The sequence below is a fragment of the Pseudacidovorax sp. NFM-22 genome, from assembly GCF_021401245.1.
Lineage (GTDB): Bacteria > Pseudomonadota > Gammaproteobacteria > Burkholderiales > Burkholderiaceae_C > Xenophilus.
The window spans coordinates 799,335-817,748 of record NZ_JACBFY010000001.1; the positions used below are offsets into that span (position 1 = coordinate 799,335).

General features: G+C 67.9%; 21 protein-coding genes. 14 read left to right on the forward strand and 7 right to left on the reverse strand.

Annotated elements, in window-relative coordinates:
* Positions 1–21 precede the first annotated feature (21 nt).
* Positions 22–1,269: an MFS transporter gene (locus L0984_RS03575; RefSeq protein WP_234192364.1), complete on the reverse strand. Its 1,248-nt coding sequence runs from the start codon at positions 1,267–1,269 to the stop codon at positions 22–24.
* Positions 1,262–1,732 carry a MarR family winged helix-turn-helix transcriptional regulator gene (locus L0984_RS03580; protein ID WP_234192365.1) on the reverse strand — a complete coding sequence of 157 codons (471 nt, stop codon included), beginning with the start codon at positions 1,730–1,732 and terminating at the stop codon, positions 1,262–1,264. Before L0984_RS03580 ends, L0984_RS03575 begins: the two co-directional genes overlap by 8 nt.
* A gap of 50 nt (positions 1,733–1,782) precedes the next feature.
* Between L0984_RS03580 and L0984_RS03585 the strand changes: the two genes are divergently transcribed.
* The gene (locus L0984_RS03585) at positions 1,783–2,328 is read left to right on the forward strand and encodes a PaaI family thioesterase (RefSeq protein WP_234192366.1); all 546 of its coding nucleotides are present in this window, start codon (positions 1,783–1,785) and stop codon (positions 2,326–2,328) included.
* A 573-nt stretch (positions 2,329–2,901) separates the two neighbouring features.
* Here L0984_RS03585 and L0984_RS03590 read toward each other — a convergent pair.
* Positions 2,902–3,207: a hypothetical protein gene (locus L0984_RS03590; protein WP_234192367.1), complete on the reverse strand. Its 306-nt coding sequence runs from the start codon at positions 3,205–3,207 to the stop codon at positions 2,902–2,904.
* A 273-nt stretch (positions 3,208–3,480) separates the two neighbouring features.
* On the opposite strand from L0984_RS03590, the gene L0984_RS03595 reads away from it, so the two are divergent.
* Positions 3,481–4,053, forward strand: a complete 573-nt coding sequence (locus L0984_RS03595; RefSeq protein ID WP_234192368.1) for a hypothetical protein — start codon at positions 3,481–3,483, stop codon at positions 4,051–4,053.
* A gap of 370 nt (positions 4,054–4,423) precedes the next feature.
* Positions 4,424–4,774: a hypothetical protein gene (locus L0984_RS03600; protein ID WP_234192369.1), complete on the forward strand. Its 351-nt coding sequence runs from the start codon at positions 4,424–4,426 to the stop codon at positions 4,772–4,774.
* Positions 4,775–5,603: 829 nt separating this feature from the next.
* On the opposite strand, the gene L0984_RS03605 is transcribed toward L0984_RS03600, so the two are convergent.
* Both L0984_RS03605 and L0984_RS03610 read right to left on the reverse strand, forming a co-directional pair.
* Complete coding sequence (locus tag L0984_RS03605; RefSeq protein WP_234192370.1) at positions 5,604–6,233, reverse strand: hypothetical protein; 630 nt, start codon at positions 6,231–6,233, stop codon at positions 5,604–5,606.
* Positions 6,230–6,505 carry a hypothetical protein gene (locus L0984_RS03610; protein WP_234192371.1) on the reverse strand — a complete coding sequence of 92 codons (276 nt, stop codon included), beginning with the start codon at positions 6,503–6,505 and terminating at the stop codon, positions 6,230–6,232. Before L0984_RS03610 ends, L0984_RS03605 begins: the two co-directional genes overlap by 4 nt.
* Positions 6,506–6,612: 107 nt before the next feature.
* Between L0984_RS03610 and L0984_RS03615 the strand changes: the two genes are divergently transcribed.
* Positions 6,613–7,242: a hypothetical protein gene (locus tag L0984_RS03615; protein WP_234192372.1), complete on the forward strand. Its 630-nt coding sequence runs from the start codon at positions 6,613–6,615 to the stop codon at positions 7,240–7,242.
* Between the two features lie 60 nt (positions 7,243–7,302).
* Here L0984_RS03615 and L0984_RS03620 read toward each other — a convergent pair whose 3' ends face one another.
* Positions 7,303–7,722, reverse strand: coding sequence for a hypothetical protein (locus L0984_RS03620; RefSeq protein ID WP_234192373.1), 420 nt, complete (start codon positions 7,720–7,722; stop codon positions 7,303–7,305).
* Between the two features lie 179 nt (positions 7,723–7,901).
* Between L0984_RS03620 and L0984_RS03625 the strand changes: the two genes are divergently transcribed.
* From L0984_RS03625 to gloA, 6 genes are all read left to right on the forward strand, one after another.
* Complete coding sequence (locus L0984_RS03625) at positions 7,902–8,054, forward strand: hypothetical protein (RefSeq protein ID WP_234192374.1); 153 nt, start codon at positions 7,902–7,904, stop codon at positions 8,052–8,054.
* A 652-nt stretch (positions 8,055–8,706) separates the two neighbouring features.
* Entirely contained in the window at positions 8,707–9,174 is a 468-nt protein-coding gene (locus L0984_RS03630; protein WP_234192375.1) for a hypothetical protein, read from the forward strand.
* A 273-nt stretch (positions 9,175–9,447) separates the two neighbouring features.
* Entirely contained in the window at positions 9,448–10,500 is a 1,053-nt protein-coding gene (locus tag L0984_RS03635) for a Fe(3+) ABC transporter substrate-binding protein (RefSeq protein ID WP_234192376.1), read from the forward strand.
* A gap of 25 nt (positions 10,501–10,525) precedes the next feature.
* On the forward strand, positions 10,526–12,199 hold the full coding sequence (locus tag L0984_RS03640; RefSeq protein WP_234192775.1) for an ABC transporter permease: 1,674 nt from the start codon (positions 10,526–10,528) through the stop codon (positions 12,197–12,199).
* Positions 12,196–12,891: an ABC transporter ATP-binding protein gene (locus L0984_RS03645; RefSeq protein ID WP_234192377.1), complete on the forward strand. Its 696-nt coding sequence runs from the start codon at positions 12,196–12,198 to the stop codon at positions 12,889–12,891. The genes L0984_RS03640 and L0984_RS03645 overlap by 4 nt, the downstream gene beginning before the upstream one ends.
* A 95-nt stretch (positions 12,892–12,986) precedes the next feature.
* Positions 12,987–13,403 carry a lactoylglutathione lyase gene (gene gloA / locus L0984_RS03650; RefSeq protein WP_234192378.1) on the forward strand — a complete coding sequence of 139 codons (417 nt, stop codon included), beginning with the start codon at positions 12,987–12,989 and terminating at the stop codon, positions 13,401–13,403.
* Between the two features lie 46 nt (positions 13,404–13,449).
* Here gloA and L0984_RS03655 read toward each other — a convergent pair whose 3' ends face one another.
* Positions 13,450–14,403, reverse strand: coding sequence for a LysR family transcriptional regulator (locus tag L0984_RS03655; protein WP_234192379.1), 954 nt, complete (start codon positions 14,401–14,403; stop codon positions 13,450–13,452).
* A 127-nt stretch (positions 14,404–14,530) separates the two neighbouring features.
* On the opposite strand from L0984_RS03655, the gene L0984_RS03660 reads away from it, so the two are divergent.
* Genes L0984_RS03660 through L0984_RS03675 form a run of 4 tightly spaced genes read left to right on the forward strand, consistent with a single transcriptional unit; the run spans position 14,531 to position 18,407 of the window.
* A complete protein-coding gene (locus L0984_RS03660; protein WP_234192380.1) occupies positions 14,531–15,469 on the forward strand; it encodes a dihydrodipicolinate synthase family protein in 939 nt (312 codons plus the stop codon).
* A 48-nt stretch (positions 15,470–15,517) separates the two neighbouring features.
* The gene (locus L0984_RS03665) at positions 15,518–16,483 is read left to right on the forward strand and encodes a Bug family tripartite tricarboxylate transporter substrate binding protein (protein ID WP_234192776.1); all 966 of its coding nucleotides are present in this window, start codon (positions 15,518–15,520) and stop codon (positions 16,481–16,483) included.
* Positions 16,479–17,195, forward strand: a complete 717-nt coding sequence (locus L0984_RS03670; protein ID WP_234192777.1) for an SDR family NAD(P)-dependent oxidoreductase — start codon at positions 16,479–16,481, stop codon at positions 17,193–17,195. The genes L0984_RS03665 and L0984_RS03670 overlap by 5 nt, the downstream gene beginning before the upstream one ends.
* A 45-nt stretch (positions 17,196–17,240) precedes the next feature.
* A complete protein-coding gene (locus tag L0984_RS03675) occupies positions 17,241–18,407 on the forward strand; it encodes a mandelate racemase/muconate lactonizing enzyme family protein (protein ID WP_234192381.1) in 1,167 nt (388 codons plus the stop codon).
* Positions 18,408–18,414 lie beyond the last annotated feature (7 nt).

Here is an 18,414-nt window from a genome sequence, read left to right on the forward strand (position 1 = left end):
GGTGCGAAGAAGAGCGGAGGCTCAGGCCGGCGCCATGGCGCGCGCGGGGGGCGACTCGCGGATCGGCAGGTTGACCAGCGCAGCGCCGGCGGCCAGCGCGATGTCGATCCACCACATGAGGTCGTAGCTGCCCGTGCGCTCGAACACCCAGCCGCCCATCCACGCACCCAGGAAGCCGCCGATCTGGTGCGACAGCATCACCAGCCCGAAGAGCATGGCCATGTTGGCCGGCCCGAACATCTTGGCGACCAGCCCCGCCGTCGGCGGCACGGTGGAGAGAAAGCTCACGCCCATCACTGCCGCAAAGACCAGCATCACGGCCACGGTCTTGGGCGCCAGCAGAAAGACCAGCACCGCCACCGCCCGCGTCGCATACACCAGCGACAGCAGCGACTTCATGCGCCAGCGCCCCACGGCCCAGCCCATGGCCAGGCTGCCGACGATGTTGAACAGGCCGATCACCGCCAGCGACCAGCCACCCACCGCCGGCGGCAGGCCGCAGGCCGCCACCACGCTGGGCAGATGCGTGGCCAGGAAGGCCACGTGGAAGCCGCAGACCAGGAAGCCCGCAGCCAGGTAGCGATAGCTGGGTGTGGCCAGCGCCTGGCCGATGGCCTCGCGCACCGTCAGGGCGCGCGGCCCGCCGGCCGCGGCCTGCTGCGCCACCAGCGCGCGCGAATTGCCCCGAAGCACCCAGGCCGCCGGCAGGGCCAGCAGCACCAGCACGCCCAGCCACTGCATCGACGCGGCCCACCCCACCGCCGCCGTCAAACCGATGGCCACCGGCGCCAGCGCGAACTGGCCGAAGGAGCCGCCCGCGTTCACCACGCCGGTCGCCAGCCCGCGACGGGCCGGGGGCACCAGCCGCATGGTCGCGCCCATCATGACCGAGGGACCTGCCATGCCCGCCCCGCCCGCCGCCAGCACGCCCACGGCCAGGATCAGCCCCAGCGTGCTCGTCATGTACGGCGTGATGAAGGTGCCGATGGCCACCAGCACCACACCCAGCAGCACCGTGCGCGCCGTGCCGACACGGTCGGCCAAGGCGCCGGCGAAGGGCTGGGTCAGGCCCCACCACAGCTGGCCGAAGGCGAAGGCCAGGCTGATGCTGCCCAGCCCCAGATGCGTGGCGGTGTTGAGCGAGGGCAGGTACAGGCCCATGGTCTGGCGCACACCCATCGTCAGCGCGAAGGTGCCGGCGGCGGCCAGCAGCACCAGCCACAGCGCGGGCAGGCGCGCCGCGCCGGGGGTGGATGTCGAATCACTCATGCTCTTCTCCTTCGTCGGCATCGCCGTCCTCGTTGGCGCGCAGCAGGTCGATGGCCTCGTCGAGCAGCGCATGCAGGGCCAGCACCCGGTCCAGGCCCAGCAGTTCGTTCAACCGTTCCTGCGCGGCGCGCCAGCGGCGCTGCGCTTCGGCCCGCTTGTCGCGGCCGTCGTCGGTGATGTGCAGCAGCCGGCTGCGTGCATCGGGCCCCTCGGCCTGCTCGATCCAGCCGGCCGCCAGCAGCGGCTGCAGGTTGCGCGTGAGCGTCGAGGCCGTGAGGCCCATCGCGCGCGCCAGGTCGACCGGGCGCAGCGGCCCCAGCTTGAGCACATGCGACAGCAGCGAATACTGCGTGGTCTTGAGGCCGACCTGCGCCAGCTCGGCGTCGTACCGGCGCGAAACGCGCCGGCCCAACTGGCGCAGCTTGAAGTTGGTACAGCCCTGGGGCTTGACGGTGGTGCTCATGGCCTATGATTGTAGCTGCAACTATTGCATATGCAATCGAAGGAGATGCGATGAGCGACAGCACGAACGAACTGCAGCGCTGGCTGGACGACGAGGCCACGGTCCGCGCCCGGATGGATGCAGGCCCCGGCCCCGGCGTGGCGAGGCCCGACCAGGTGATGGGCCGCAGCGGCCTGGAAGTGATGCAGGCCATGCTGGCCGGCGAACTGCCCTATGCCGAGATCGCCCGCACGCTGGACTTCGTGCTGATCGAGGCCGTGGCCGGCCGCGCCGTCTTCCAGGGCCAGCCGCAGGTGCGGCATCTGAACCCGCTGGGCACCGTGCATGGCGGCTGGTTCGCCACCCTGCTCGACTCGGCCCTGGGCTGCGCCGTGCACACCAGCCTGCCGGCGGGCCGCAGCTACACGACGGCGGAGCTGGGCATCAACATGGTCCGCGCGATCACGCCGCAGGTGCCGCGCGTGCGGGCCATCGGCCAGGTGATCCACTGCGGCCGGCAACTGGCCACGGCCGAGGCGCGGCTGGTGGGGCCCGACGGCACGCTCTACGCGCATGCCACGACCACTTGCCTCGTGTTCGACCTGCGTCCGCGCTGAGCCTCGCGCCGGAGTGTGGGGGGCGACCGTTTTGTTGGACCCTGATGGGGGTCGGCAGATTGGGAAACCTGAATGGAGACGCGGGGTTACGCGGGGCTGGCCGGGTTGGACACCCGTTTGGCAAATTGGGCCGACCGGGGCGTCAGAACGGCCGCTGTGGGCTTGAAATGGGTCGACACGGGCCAGGGTAGCCCGGAACGGGCCGTGCCGTCCAGAGGCCTGATTTCATTGGGGAAAGCTCCTCGGAACACCCTTCGGTCCGCACGGCCGCCCGTGCCGCCGCGCCGGAGACAAGGTCGGACGTTGAGGTCGGACGCTCGAATCTACGTCCGACCGCGAAAAATGAAGGCGTGTCAAAGACTTGGCGACCCCTAACTGGGTGGGACCCAACGTCCGACCTCGCACAAGGTCGGACGTGAAAAACGGCCCGCGTAGGGTCGTTTGGGACAGGAGAAAGCATCCGGGCATGGCCTGAGGTCGGACGTTTAACTCGCGGCTCTGAGGGTCAACCGGAGCCGAGTTAAACCTACAGATCGAGCTGCATCTGCAGGTCGGAAGCCTGCTCGGCGCCGGTCACGATGCGCTCCACCGACCGCTCATCAGCCGGTAGATCAGCGCCAGCTCGCGCGCCGTCCGGTGCTTGTGCTTCTCCCGGATCCGGTCGTTGCGGACCGCCGTCAGGGCGGCCGTAGCAGTGGGCATCGGGTGGCGCAGGCCGTAGCCGTCGTGGGAGAACTCGGCGCACAGCGCACGCAGGTTGTCCAGGCCGATCAGCTCGGCGAACGGATGCTCGGCGTTCGCCTGGGCCGGGATGTAGACGCGCACCCCGCCGTACTGCTCCACGAAGCGCAGCGTTGCCGGCAGCCCGATCAGGCGCACGAACTGCTGCAGCAGCCGGGGGCAGCAGCTCTTCGGGATGCGCCAGATCGGCGTTGCGATTGTCGCGGGCGAGCTTGCTCATACTGGCAGAGCCCCGCAGCGCCGCCGAGAATCGCTGTCCCGCTGATCTGAATTCCTTAACTCATGCGCTCGAGATGGGTCTGGTTCGTACTGACGTTCGTAGCCCTTGCAGGGGCTCTCTGGTGGCTCATTCCCCAGTCGAAATTCGACATACCCGCTTACGTCCAAGCTCTGGGATCGGTAGGCGCCATCGTGGCCGCCATTCTTATGACGCTCGACCAACGGCAACTCGAGCTTCAACGCACCCAACGGGACAGCTGGAAGAGGCAGCATGAGGCCATCGTCCCATGGGGTGCGCTCGCGCGCATAGCACAGCGGCGGCTCAGCGACGTCGCTGGCCTGGTGAACGAAGCAGACGGTTTTACCGGCGCCCCCGGGGTAGTGTGGAAGCACCACCTGCTTATTGAAGAGCGCCTAGCTAGTTTGAAGTCCGCGATTGCGCGATTCGATGCTTTGCCCTTCGAGGCAATCGGTACTCCCCAGGCCGTTGAATCGGTCGTGGCGGCGTCTGATGCTTTGCAGAGTGTCGTGGGAACTCTTGACACGCTTTCCAGACTGCAAAGCCAGGGCAAAAAGTCGGAAAGGCTGCTTGCTCGCTTCTATGAGCAGCTTTCCCTGGCGAATGCTTCCATAGACGAACTCGCCAAGCTCGCACATTTTTTTGTTCTGCTTTCCGAAGGCCGAACGCCCGACGATGCTCAGCGCGAGGTTGCGGCCAAGCACTCGGGGCTGACTCCGAGCAGTACGGTCCGGGCGAGTACCTAGCCGCGCAAGCGATGCGCCAGAAAGGCTCATCAGTAGCAACTTATTCATGACAGGAAGTCGGCAAAGGGGTAGCGCTGCCCGATCTCGTCCACGACCTCTGTGCGGCAGCTGGGGCACAGGTGGCTGTTGGGTCCGACCTGGGCTCGCACATGGTGGCATCACACGTCCCTTTGCCAGACTTCGAAGGGCCGTCGCAGAGGAAGCTGCTGGCGGCCAGACACCCGTGTTCCTTGCCTTCGATGAGCACGTGTGCAGCACAGGGCTCGGGCAGCTTCGAGCCCTTGATGTGCACGATCCCGAGTCCAAGGTGATAGAACGGCATCAGCGGCTCCTCTGCTAAATTGCCGCGCTTCACACAAGGAGCTTCGGCATGTGGTTCATCTACAGACTCCCCCCGATCGACAACCATTGGGAATATCTGAAGACCGTTGAAGAGACCGCAAAGGAACTGGCCGCGGTACATGCCAGGGAGCGAGTGGCCAGGGTGGACTTCGGCAGCACCGTGACCTTCCAAGGCTTCATCGATGACTGGGACAGCGCACAAGACGCGGCCGGCGCCAATGGTTGGGAGGGGGACTTTCGTCAGGACCCCAGGGTGTTTTGGGTGCCCTTCGATGGCGAGTTCAGCTATGGCTTCACGTTCAAGCAAGACAACAACGGCACTACCTTCGTGGTTTCGCGGGTTGCCCTTCCCCATCTGAACGAGTTCGCCGCGAACTAAAAAGCGTTCAATGCCTCCCGCACAAATCAGGTTCATGGCCGTTTTTGTCGGACACCAGGCCCAAGGAACAACGCGATGACTGTTGAAGTCGAGCGATTCGAACACCTGGGCTATAAGGGGCGCATCTAGATTCAGGTCCGAGTGTCCGGCGCAGTTGACGGTCGTTGCACGATCTTCAAAGATGGCGTGGCAGTGGACAGCTGCAGCGTCGACCCGATGGTCTTCAATCAAGCGGAGGCCGTCGGCATGCTCCACCGCGCACGCAAACAGCTGATCAAGGAGCAGGTGAGCGAAAGTGCGAGTTAGCGTCATAGGGCAGTCGCCCCCACCCATCACCGAGCTAATGTCATGGAGACCTGCTTTTTTGTACCTGACGTCAAGCCGAGCGACTGTGCAGCTTGGATCCAAGCGTTCGGGAGCATCTTTGCAATCGTCGCGTCTGGACTCATAGCGGCCGTCCAAATTCGTGCATCGAATCGAAGCGCGCAACGGGCCCAGCGTGAGCGGAAACGCGCGATGACCGAGGCGGCCGTGGCGCTCGCTCGCCAATTCACGGTGCAAGTTACATCGCTCCAAGCAGAACTCGCGACAAGCGCGTTTTACCTCCCAGGCGTCAGCCGAAGTGCTGCCTTCGATCCGTTTAGTGCTCTGAAAGCGGATGTCCTTTCGTTGCCTCTTCACGAAATGCCCGACATCAGCGGCATGCGATTGCTCATTGGCTTTCGGAATTTGGTCAACACCACAGATATGGCGTTCAAGAGGCTTGCCATAGAACTTGAGAGCCCGGAAAGAGCTGCGCTCCTCAGCGCTGCGTCTGTGGAGCACTTGGTCATGGCCGCAGCGGAAAACGAACGCAAATGGGGAGAGCTCGTTGGAACGCTGCACCCCGCTGGGTGATATTGCCCTGAAGCTTGCGCTGGTCATTGCAACGCCTCACCGCGCAGCTGCGCATAGCGGCACAGGAAGAGGTTGTAGGCCTCGTGGGGCGCCCAGGGCGTGTGACGGTGGACAGGGGCTCGATACCGGCGATTTGGGGCCACTCGTCGTCATGAGGCGGCATCAGGTCGCGCTGCTCGGTCGCCAGCCTCACCCGGTCGAAGTGCTCCACGCTTTCGGGGAGCGGTAGCGGCACCTGGAAGCGTTCCATTACCGCGGCCCCTACGCCCTTCTCTACGCGGCGGTACTCGGGCAGCAACTCTTTCAAGGGACGCGGCATGTCCCCCACGAAGGCCTGTGCCGTGTCATGCATGAGCGCCGCATAGGCATCCGCCGGGGGCACGTGGTACGACATCAGCACGCTGTGCTGGGCGACCGAGTAAAAGCGACGGGTGTGGCCGCCGAAATGGCAGAGCTTCGACAGGACGGCGGCGATGTCCGCGATGTCGAATACGGATTGGGTCGGTGCCAGGAGTTCGAAGTAGTTCCCACCAGCGGTGAAGATGTCGGGGCGAGCGTTCATCGCTCGATCTGTTCGAGAAGTTGCATGGCAGCGGCCAGGCGCGGCTGCACGAGCCAGCGCCAGATGCCGATGAGACTGGTGATGGAGAACGCCAGGTGTTGCGCTTGTAGGCGCCAGTGGCCCGTCTCGCGGCCGAAGACCCCCCAGACAGCATTGCTGGCCAGGAAGAGCACGAAGCCCCAGCGCGCATGGCGGCCGTTCAGGGCCAGCAGCAGCGCACCGGCTGCGCTCAGGACGGCGCCAGGCGTCTCGATCAGTTCGAGATAAGTCATGTCGGCATTCCCTTCGCTTGGCTTCGCCGCATGCTGGGCGCGCCTGCTTTAGGCGCCTGGCCAATCAGCGGCGGCGATACTTGGTGTCGCACAGCGAGGGATGCACCGTGAATACCCAGAAGATCGAAACCTGCATGTGGATGAACTTCGGCCTCAACTCGACCGAGTGCGCTTCGTGGGTTCAAGCCTGGGGATCCATCGCAGCGATCCTGGTGGCTGTCGCCGTTTTTGTTGCTGGGCATTTGATTCAACGCCGTTCGCGCATCCGCGAAGAAGAAGCGACTTACACCCGCCAACTCGAGCACGCCTATCAGCTGATCAAAGGAGCAGCCCGGATTTGCCGGCACGTGCCAGAGTTCATCGGTCCGCTGGGCCTGCGTGGTGCTGACGGCCAAGCGATGCTCGCTGAGCTTCATGCGTACTGTGACGCGTTCAAGAAAGTCGACGTTTCCTCAATGAGGACTACCAACCTTTTCCACGCAGTGCTGTCTGGCGATGCGCTGACCAGGTTCATCACTGCTCAGGTCGAGTGGTTTGTTAAGTTGGATCCCACTTCGCTCGACGATGTGGTCTTCGGCACCTACCACGTTATGGCGGAGCTTCTCAGGCAACTTGAGTCGCATGCCGAGACGGTGGCAATAGCTCTCAGGGAACGGTGCGTTGAGCCGGAGAGCATGCAGCTGATCAAGAAGTTCGTGGCCGCCACGGCAGCTGTCGGCGTCTTGGACCACTTCTGAGCATCCACCAACATCAGGGGGCCGCGTTGTGGTTCGGAAGCGCGGCTCATGGTGCCTCCCTCACGTTGCGCTGCAGCCTTTCGGTCGCGAGCCGGTTGATAGCGGCCCACTGGAAGGGAAGGAAGTTGTGGTTCCAGATGGGCACCGTGTCGGTCTCCCGCGCTTCCGCAGCTCCTCCTGCACCTCGGTGCAGCAGAGGTGCACGCCGAACGTGTCGGGCATGCCGGTGTCCACGTTGTGCTCGAACACGTCGGCCGCCAGCGGGCCGGCGCATTCCGGGCACCGGATGAAGCCCGGCAGCTCCACATAGCCGGCACGGCGGTGGACGACGGGGCCGATGCTCAGCCGGGCCTGGGCCTGGGCCTGGGCAAATTCGACCACCGTTGCAAGTTGAGCCTGCAGAGTCCGCCGGTCGATGTCGACGCGCAGTCGCGCCTGGGCGAGGCTGCACGCGGTCTCGATGTGGAACGGGGCGTTCATTGGCCCCGCTCCTTGCCGCGCCCGAAGGCGCTGAAACAGAAGCAGAGCAGAACGATGCCCACGGCCACGCCCGACCCACGGTAAGCGCGTAGCTGCCAAGATCCATAAGCCGACCTTCGGCATTGCAGCCACAGCCGGGCCCCGATTAACCCTGCTGCGAATCGAGGAGGAGCTGTCCGATGCACGCGCGCGCCTGGCGCGGGGTGTTCATCGAGAACAAGCCCTTTGACCAAGTGCTGCAGCGCTTCGACCGACGGGGCACGCTCTTCTACGTTGATCCGCCGTATTGGAGCTGCGAGAAGGACTACGGCAAGGGTCTGTTCACTTCGTGAGGATTTCGCGCGCCTGGCGGCCCTTCTGGGAGCCTGCAAGGGCAAGCTCATCCTGAGCCTCAACGGCACGGTCGGCGTGCGTGAGACTTTTCGCGAGTTCAGGATAGAGGTGGTGAAAACTCGCTACTCGATCGCAGCAAATGCGAACCAAGCGGTTGGCGAGGTGCTCATCACCAACTTCAAGCCGGCGCGTAGTGGCTGAGTGGGGTGGTCTGGCTTGGTTGCTCGCCGACGCCGTCAGAGCGGTACTGGCGGCGTTCCAACACAACCGCAAGCGACCGTGAAAACCCAGACCACCAACATCGGCCTCAGTCTGATCCTGGCGCAGAGCGAGCCCTCGGCCAAAGCTGCCTACCAGGCGCAACAGGCGAACATTGCGATCTCCGGGCCGCGCTGCATGACCGCCTCGCGGCGCACGCCGAGCGCGCGGCGGCCGGCCCGACGAACTGGGCTTCGTGGGCGACCTTGGCGCGATCCAGGGCCGCCTGTTGGAAGCCGCGGAGTTCATGCCGCCGGTGCGCTGAGCGGCGCGCCAGGTACAGAGAAGGCGCCTTCGGGGCCTCTCTGCTTGGCTGCGGTCCCCCGTGACAAGTGAAGCCGCGCGGCGCTAACGCATCGGCAGAATGGGCGCCACACTTTGGAGGGGATCGTTGTGACCACTTGGTTTCATTTCGCAGCCACCCGGCTTGGCGCGGGCAGCATCATCGAGCCTGGCAACTACGGGCGCTTGCTACGTTGCTACCAGCATTCCAACGACCCGCAGGGTTGGAAGGTGGCTACCGAGCTGCTGTTTGAGGCCGAGAGACAGCGGTTTAACCAAGCCCTGCCAAGCCGGCTCAATGCGTGCTTTGCCTTCCCGACTAAGGAGGCCGCCAACGCGGGGCGAGCGGGGCTCGGTGGCGCCATGGTGTTACTGCATGAGGTCGAACCTGTGGATGCCGATGCACTGAGCCATGTGGGCGACTTCAACCTGCTGACGATCTGCTATTCGCCACAGGCCGGCTCCTTCTGGCAGCGAGTCGAGGGGGCGGCTAAGAGCTACTGGGCACGAAGTGGGCCCGTGCTCATACCGGAGGTGGTGACGGGCTCGGCGCTTCGGGTGATCAGGCGCTTTGAGTGAGCGCTACGGGCGCGCCCGAGCGATGCAGCCCCGCTGAGCGGACGTTCACTTTCTCTGCCAAAGACCGCGACAGTTTCTGCCAAAGACCGCGCAAATCTCTGCCAAAACGCGCGGCGCGCTTCAAGCAACCCGACGTTCCATCCAGGTTTGATGAAGACGCCGCAGGCCGGCGTTGATAATGGTTCTCAGCCCGCAAGCACAACAACGACGAGAAGCGCGGCGCCCGTCGGCCGACCGGTCGACCTGTTCAAAAAACCTGGAGTGGGAATCCCAATGAAAGCATCGATCGCGCCCCCTGGCGCCCGGGCGCGCCGCGCCTTGCTCGCCGCCCTCGTCGGCACCGTGGCCGTGTCCGCGCAGGCCCAGGGCGAAGTCACCGTCTATACCACCCGCGAGCCAGGCCTGATCCAGCCGCTGCTGGCCGCCTTCACGCAGCAGACGCAGATCCAGGTGAAGACCGTGTTCGTCAAGGACGGCCTGGTCGAGCGGGTCAAGGCCGAGGGCCAGCGCTCGCCCGCCGATGTGCTGATGACGGTGGACGTGGGCAACCTGCTGGACCTGGTGGAAGCCGGCACCACGCAGCCGGTGCAGTCGGCCGCGCTGAATGCCGCCATCCCCGCCAACCTGCGCGGCAGCGACGGCCAGTGGTTTGCCCTGTCGATGCGTGCCCGCGTGCTGTATGCGGACAAGGGCCTGAAGCTGCCCACCTTCCGCTACGAGGACCTGGCCGATTCCAAATGGAAGGGCAAGGTCTGCATCCGCGCCGGCCAGCATCCTTACAACACGGCACTGGTGGCGGCCATGATCGCCCACCAGGGCGAAGCGAAGACCGAACAGTGGCTCAGCGGCGTCAAGGCCAACCTGGCGCGCAAGCCCACCGGCGGCGACCGCGACGTGGCACGCGACATCCTGGGCGGCATCTGCGACGTGGGCCTGGCGAACTCCTACTACGTTGGCCACATGAAGGCCTCCAAGGAAGGCAGCGACGCCCGCAAGTGGGGCGACGGCATCCAGGTGGTCAAGCCCGTCTTCGGCGGCGCGCAGCCGGGCGGCACGCACGTCAACATCAGCGGCGCAGCCGTCGCCAAGCATGCGCCGCAGAAGGCCAACGCGGTCAAGCTGCTGGAGTTTTTGGTCTCGGAGCCGGCCCAGGTGATGTACGCCCAGGCCAACTACGAGTACCCGGTCCGCAAGGGCGTGGCGCTCGACCCGCTGATCGGTCAGGCCATCGGCGAACTGAAGGTCGACCCGCTGCCGCTGACCGAGATCGCCAAGCACCGCAAGCAGGCCAGCCTGCTGGTGGACAAGGTTGGCTTCGACAAGTAAGCCGCTGCTGCGCTTCGTGCCGTTCATGCGCCGCCCCGCGGGCCTGCGTCCCGTCGGGCGGCTTTGGCATGCGGCCACGGTCGCCATCGCGCTGGGCGTGCTGGCGCCGGTGCTCAGCCTCGCCTGGCTGGCCCTGGGCGCCGACCTGGCGCACTGGACGCACCTGGCCACGCATGTGCTGCCCGGGGCCGCGCTCAACACCGCCCTGCTGCTCGCGGGCGTGGGTGCACTCACGCTGATCGTGGGCACCGGCTGCGCCTGGCTGGTGGCCACCACGGATTTCCCCGGCCGGCGCTGGCTGCAGTGGGCACTGCTGTTGCCGCTGGCCATGCCGACCTACATCGTCGCCTTTGCCTACCTCGACCTGCTGCATCCGCTCGGGCCGGTGCAGGGCGCCATCCGCTGGCTGCTGGGCTACGACAGCCCGCGGCAGTTCCGCCTGCCCGACCTGCGCTCCATGGGCGGCGCCATCTTCGTGCTGGGCATGGTGCTGTACCCCTATGTCTACATGACGGCGCGCGCCATGTTCGTGACCCAGCCCGCGCACCTGATGGAAGCTGCGCGCCTGCTGGGCGAAGGCCGCTGGGGCGCCTTCCGGCGCGTTGCGTTGCCGCTGGCCCGGCCGGCCCTGGCGGTGGGCCTGAGCCTGGCGCTGCTGGAGACGCTCAACGACATCGGCGCCTCGGAATTCCTGGGCGTCAACACGCTCACCGTGGCGGTCTACACCACCTGGATCACCCGCTCCGACCTGGCCGGCGCCGCGCAGATCGCCTGCGCCATGCTGGCGATGGTGGTCGCGCTGGTGCTGCTGGAGCGCCACGGCCGCCGGCACCAGCACTTCGGCTCCGCGCAGCGCATGCGCGCGGTGACGCCGCGGCGCCTGCAGGGGCCGGCCGCCCTGGGCGCCACGCTGGCCGCGCTGCTGCCGGTGCTGATCGGCTTCGCGGCACCGGCCGCCTATCTGGTGTGGGAAACCATCAAGCGCCTGCGGCTGGGCGGCGGCGTCTCGTCGGCGCTCGTCGGCAGCCTCGGCAACACGCTGGCGGTGGCGCTGGGCGTGACGGTGCTGGCCGTGGCCGCCGGCCTGGTGGTGGCGTGGGCCACGCGCCAGCCGCCCGGCGCCATGACGCCCCGCCGCTGGCCGGCGCGCGCGGCAAGCCTGGGCTATGCGCTGCCCGGCACCGTGCTGGCCATCGGCCTGCTCACGCCGGCACTGGCGGCCGATGCCGGCATCGCCACCCTGTTCGGCCTGCCCGGCCTGCCGCTGATGGGCCTGGGCGTGGTGCTGGTGGTGGCCTGCACGATCCGCTTCCTGGCCATGCCGGTGGGCGGCATCGAGGCCGGGCTGTCGCGCATTCCCGCCTCGCTCGAACAGGCCGCGCGCCTGCTGGGCGAAAGCCCACTGGGCACGCTGCGCCGCGTGCACCTGCCCTTGCTGCGCCCTGCCCTGTCGGCCGGCGCGCTGCTGGTCTTCGTGGACGCCATGAAGGAGCTGCCCGCCACGCTGCTGCTGCGCCCCGCCGACTTCGACACCCTGGCCACCTGGCTCTATGCCGAGGCCGCCCGCGGCACCTACGAGGAAGGCGCCATCGCCGCCCTGCTGATCGTGCTGGCCGGCCTGCTGCCCGTGGCGCTGCTGGCCCGCACGCCCGTCAGCGGCGGCGCGGTGCAGACCGACGACATCACGCCCCATCCATGACGACCGCTGCCGCCCTGCACATAGACCACCTTCGCCTCGGCTACGACACGCCACGGGGCCTGCACACCGTGGTGGACGGCTTCTCGCTCACGCTGGAAGGCGGCCATATCGGCTGCCTGCTCGGTCCCTCGGGCTGCGGCAAGACCACGGTGCTGCGCGCCGTGGCCGGCTTCGAGCCGGTGCGCGGCGGGCATATCCGCCTGGGCGAGCAGCTGCTGTCGGCGCCTGGCGTGCACCTGGCGCCGGAGCGGCGGCAGGTGGGCATGGTGTTCCAGGAATACGCGCTCTTTCCGCACCTCACGGCCGCGCAGAACGTGGCCTTCGGCCTGCGCAAGCAGCCTCGGCCCGCGCAGGAAGCCCGCGTGCGGGAATTGCTCGGTGTGGTCGGCCTGGCCGAGGCGGCAGGCCGCTATCCGCACGAGCTGTCAGGCGGCCAGCAGCAGCGCATCGCCCTGGCCCGTGCGCTGGCGCCCGCGCCCGCGCTGCTGCTCATGGACGAGCCCTTCTCCAACCTCGACGGCGCCACCCGCCAGCACCTGACGGTGCAGGTGCGCGACATCCTGCGCGCCGCGGGGCAGACGGCCATCCTGGTCACGCACCACGAGGCCGAAGCCCACGCCATGGCCGACCGCATCGGCGTGATGCACAACGGCCGGCTGGCGCACTGGCGGGAGATGGCGCGGCCCGCCTGAGCGGCGGCGGCGACAGCGGGCTTTTGCCGCGAGCCGCGACGAGGAATCGGTCACACCGGAGAATCCACGGTTTCGATCCCTCACCCCACGACACCATGCGACTGCTGCACACCATGCTGCGCGTTGGCAACCTCCAGCGCTCCATCGACTTCTACACCCAGGTGCTGGGCATGAACCTGCTGCGCACCAGCGAGAACCCCGAATACAAGTACAGCCTGGCCTTCCTCGGCTTTGGCAACGGCAACCCCGAACAGGCCGAGATCGAGCTGACCTACAACTGGGGCACCGAAAGCTACGAGATGGGCACGGCCTATGGGCACATCGCCCTGGGCGTGCCGGATGCGTATGCCGCCTGCGACAAGATCAAGGCAGCCGGCGGCAACGTCACGCGCGAGCCGGGGCCGGTGAAGGGCGGCACGACGGTGATTGCGTTCGTGACGGATCCGGATGGGTACAAGATCGAACTGATCCAGCGCAAGGACGACGGGGGCACCGGCCAGGGCCTGCGCTGATCGCATCCGCGATGCGGCGCCCTGCCGCATCGCCGCAGCCGCCGGCTCACTGACCCTCCGCGTCGCCCGGCGGGCTCACCAACCGCCACAGCGACTCCGCCAACTCCGACATCGCCGCGGGCTGGCGGTACAGCCGGATCTCCACCGGCACCTGCCAATCCCCACCGCCCGCATCCACCAGCGCGCCGCTGCGCAGCTCGTCCTGTACCAGGCTGGCCGGCAACCAGGCGACGCCCTTGCCTTCGCGCACCATGGCCTTGAGCAGGATGGCATGGTGGGCCGTGAAGACGATGGAGGCGCGCGGCTCCACCGCCGCCTGCGCCTCGTCGCCGAACCACTCACGCAACTGCGCCCGCAGGATGCGCCCCAGGCCCGACGCCTCGCTGTAGGCCAGCACGGGCAACGGGCCGCCCGCAGCCAGATCGTGCAGGGGTCGGCCCACGGCATCCGGGGCCGACAGGGGCAGCAGCACATCGCCATCCAGCCGCAGCCACGGGTGCTGCGCCTCGTCCAGCCGGCCCGCCACTTCGGCATGGCCGTGGCACAGCACGAACTGCACGCGCCGCTGCAGCGCCAGGTCCTCACAGGCCAGCGAGCTGTCCGACAGCGTCTGCACTGGGCCGATGCGCAGCCGCCCTTCCAGCCCGGCCAGCCAGGCCGGGAACCAGGTCAACGACAGCACATGCGTGGCCGCGAAGCGCAGACTGGCCGCGGCCGATTCATGGGCGGCGCGCGCCTTCTGGCGTGCCGCCTCCAGCCCCGCCAGCACGCCGCGCAGCAACGGTAGAAAGCGCTGCCCCGCCGCCGTGAGCGCCACCGGGTGGGCGCTGCGGTCGCACAGTTCCACGCCCACCCATTCCTCCAGCGAGCGGATGTGCCGGCTGAAGGCCGGCTGCGCGATGTGCCGCACTTCGGCCGCGCGCGAGAAGCTGCCGGTGTCGGCCAGCGCGACGAAGTCTTCCAGCCAGTCGAGGTCGAGGGGGCGGTTGCCCGGGCCCATGGGCGTCTCCTGCGGGGCCGCACGGCCCGCGATAGTTGTATGCGATTCGAGTATTGGACGGTCCGGGGGCCGGCGCGGAATCATCCGCTCCGCTTCCTTCACCCATCGCACCGCACGGAGACCTGCAATGCCGTCCATCGAAAATTATCGGGGGATCATCCCCGCCATCGCCTGCCCCTTCACCCCCGACCACCGCATCGACGAGCCGGCCCTGCGCCAGCTCGCCAGTTGGCTGGCGGGTCATGAGGGCGTAGTGGCCGTGATGACCAACGGCCACACGGGCGAGGTGTTCTCGCTCACCCCCGCCGAGCGGGCGGAGGTCACGCGCATCGTGGCCGAGGAGCTGCGCGGCCGGCTGCCGGTGATCTCGTCCATCGTCTGCGAAGGCCTGGCCGAGGCGGCGGAACATGCGCGCGCCGCCCAGGCCGCCGGTGCCGCCGCGCTGGACGTCATGCCGCCCCACCACTGGCTGCGCTTCGGCTTCACGCCCGGCCATGCGCTGCAGTACTTCGAGGCCATCCACCGCGCCGCGCCCGAGCTGGACCTGGTCTGCCACGTCTACCCCGCCTGGACGCGCGCCTCGTACAGCTCGCAGCTGCTCGCCGAGCTGGCCCGCCTGCCCTATCTGCAGGCCTTCAAGGTCGGCCAGCGGGACATGAACAAGTACGCCCGGGACATCCAGGCCATCCGCGAGGCCAACCCGGCCAAGGCCATCCTGACCTGCCACGACGAATACCTGCTGGCCTCGATGGTGCAGGGCGTGGACGGCGCGCTGGTGGGCTTTGCCACCTTCATCCCGCAGCTCATCATCGACCTGTGGGCCGCGGTGAAGGCCGGCGATTTGAAGAAGGCCATGGCCATCCAGGCCGTCATCACACCGCTGAAGGACGCCGTCTACGGCGGCGGTGAGCCCACGGGCGAGGCCCATGCGCGCATGAAGGCCGGCATGTACCTGGCCGGCGTGCTGGAGCGCGCCACCGTGCGCCCGCCCACCGAGGCGCCGAACCCGCAAGAGATGGACGCCCTGCGCGCCGCCTGCCGCCAGGCCGGCCTGCTGCGCCGCTGAGCCGTCCGCGCACCTCCCCAGAACAACGACATCGGAGACAACACCATGCTGCAACGCAGACGCTTTTTGCACGGCGCCCTGGGCGCCGCCACGCTGGCCGCCGCCGCGCCCGTGATGGCGCAGGGCTGGCCCAACCGGGTGGTGCGGGTGATCATTCCCTTCCCGCCCGGCGGCACGCTCGACACGGTCGGCCGCATGCTGGCCCAGAAGCTGGGCGAGCAGATGGGCCAGACCTTCCTGGTCGAGAACCGGCCGGGCGGCAACGGCGCCATCGGCGCCGAGGTGGTGGCCAAGGCGGGCAACGACGGCTACACGCTGCTGTTCAATGCCTCGACCTTCACCACCGCGCCGATGACGATGAAGTCGGTGCGCTACGACGTGGTGCGCGACTTCGCGCCGGTGGCGCTGGTAGCCAAGGCGCCGCTGTCGGTGGCGGTCAACAAGAACCTGCCGATCACCGATGTGCGCTCGCTGATGGCCTATGCCAAGTCCAACCCCGGCAAGATGACCTTCGCCGTGGGCTCCATCGGCTCGGCCGGCCACCTGGCCACGGAGCTGCTGCGCCGCGCCGGCAATCTGGATTACCTGATCGTGCCCTACAAGGGCACGGCGCCCGCCTTCCAGGACCTGATCGGCGGGCAGATCGACGGCTTCATCGACCCGATCCTCGGCTCGCTGCAGTACCACAAGAGCGGCATGCTGCGCGTGGTGGCCGTCACCTCGGCCCAGCGCGCGGCCAGCCTGCCCGACGTGCCCACCGTGGCCGAGACGCTGCCGGGCTACGAGTTCTACAGCTGGTACGGCCTGTGGGCACCGGCCGGTACGCCGGCCGAGATCACGCGACGCCTCAATGCCGAGACCAACAAGGCCCTGGCCGGCGAGATGAAGACGCTGCTGGGGTCGCAGGGCCTGCTGCTCACGCCCGGAACGGCGGAGGAGTTCGCCGCCTTCCAGCAGACCGACATGGAGCGCGCGCGCAAGATCATCACGGAGGGCAACATCCGTGTCGATTGAGGGCAGCACCGTGCCGCCGCAGCCTCGGCCGCATGCCGTGGTCAGCGGCAGCAGCAGCGGCATCGGCCGCGCCATCGCCCTGGCGCTGCTCGATGCCGGGTGGCAGGTCAGCGGGCTCGACGCCGCACCCGCCTCGATCACGCACGCGTCCTTCGCGGGCCACGCCATCGACCTGCGCGACGGCGCCGCCATCGCCCGCCTGTGCGCCACGCTGCCGCCCGCCCAGGCCCTGGTGCACGCGGCCGGCGTGCTGCGCGTCGGCCTGCTGGGCCAGCTCGATGCCGAGGCCGGCGAGCTGATGTGGCGCCTGCATGTGGACGCCGCCAGCCGCCTGGCCGACGCGCTGGTGCCCGGCATGGCGGCGCGCGGGTTCGGGCGCGTCGTCTTCATCGGCAGCCGCGTGGCGCAGGGCATGCCCGGCCGCAGCCAGTACGCGGCCACCAAGGCGGCGCTGGTGGCGCTGGCCCGCAGCTGGGGCGCCGAGGTGGCGGCGCAGGGCGTGACGGTCAATGTCATCTCCCCCGCCGCCACGGCCACCGGCATGCTGCAGGATCCGGCCCGCGCCGGCAGTGCGCCGCGGCTGCCGCCCATCGGCCGGCTGATCGAGCCGACGGAAATCGCCGCCCTCGCCACCTTCCTGCTCTCGTCCCAGGCGGCGGCCATCACCGGGCAGGACATCGCCATCTGCGGCGGCTCGTCGCTGCCGCGCTGAGCCTGCCCTCTTCTTTTTCTTCGACCTCTCACTCACGCGCTCGCCATGAAGATCGTCAACATCCTCGAATCCACGCGGCCCATCCAATCCAACATCCGCAACGCCTACATCGACTTCTCGAAGATGACCCTGAGCCTGGTGGCCGTGGTCACCGACGTGATCCGCGACGGACGGCCGGTGATCGGCTACGGCTTCAATTCCAACGGCCGCTACGGCCAGGGCGCGCTGATGCGCGAGCGCTTCATCCCGCGCGTGCTGGAGGCCGACCCGGCCAGCCTGCGCGACGAGACGGGCGACAACCTCGATCCGCACCGCATCTGGGCCTGCATGATGAGCAACGAAAAGCCGGGCGGCCACGGCGAGCGCTCGGTGGCGGTGGGCACCATCGACATGGCGGTGTGGGACGCCGTGGCCAAGATCGAGGGCAAGCCGCTCTTCCAGCTGCTGGCCGAGCGCTACGGCAGCGGCCAGGCCAACCCGCGCGTCTTCGTCTACGCGGCCGGCGGCTACTACCACCCGGGCAAGGGCCTGGATGGCCTGCGCCAGGAGATGGGGGGCTACCTGGCCCGTGGCTACTCGGTGGTCAAGATGAAGATCGGCGGCGCGCCGCTGGCCGAAGACTGCGAGCGCATCGAGGCCGTGCTTAAGATGCTCGCGCCCGGCCAGCAACTGGCCGTGGATGCCAACGGCCGCTTCGATCTGCCCACGGCGCTCGACTATGGCCGCGCCCTGTCGCAGTACCCGCTCTTCTGGTACGAGGAGGCCGGCGACCCGCTGGACTACGAGCTGCAGGCCCGCCTGGGCGAGGCCTATGCGGGACCGCTGGCCACGGGCGAGAACCTGTTCTCCATGCAGGACGCCCGCAACCTGATCCGCCACGGCGGCATGCGGCCCGACCGCGACTGGCTGCAGTTCGACTGCGCGCTGAGCTACGGCCTGGTCGAATACCTGCGCACGCTCGACATGCTCAAGGCGCATGGCTGGTCGCCCAGCCGCTGCATCCCTCATGGTGGCCACCAGATGTCGCTGGCCATCGCCGCCGGTCTGGGCCTGGGCGGCAACGAAAGCTATCCCGACCTGTTCCAGCCCTACGGCGGCTTCCCCGACGGGGTGAAGGTGGACAACGGCTACGTGCACCTGCCGGCGCTGCCGGGCATCGGCTTCGAGGGCAAGGCCGATCTGATCGCGGAGATGCACGCGCTGGCGCGCTGAGCGGCCG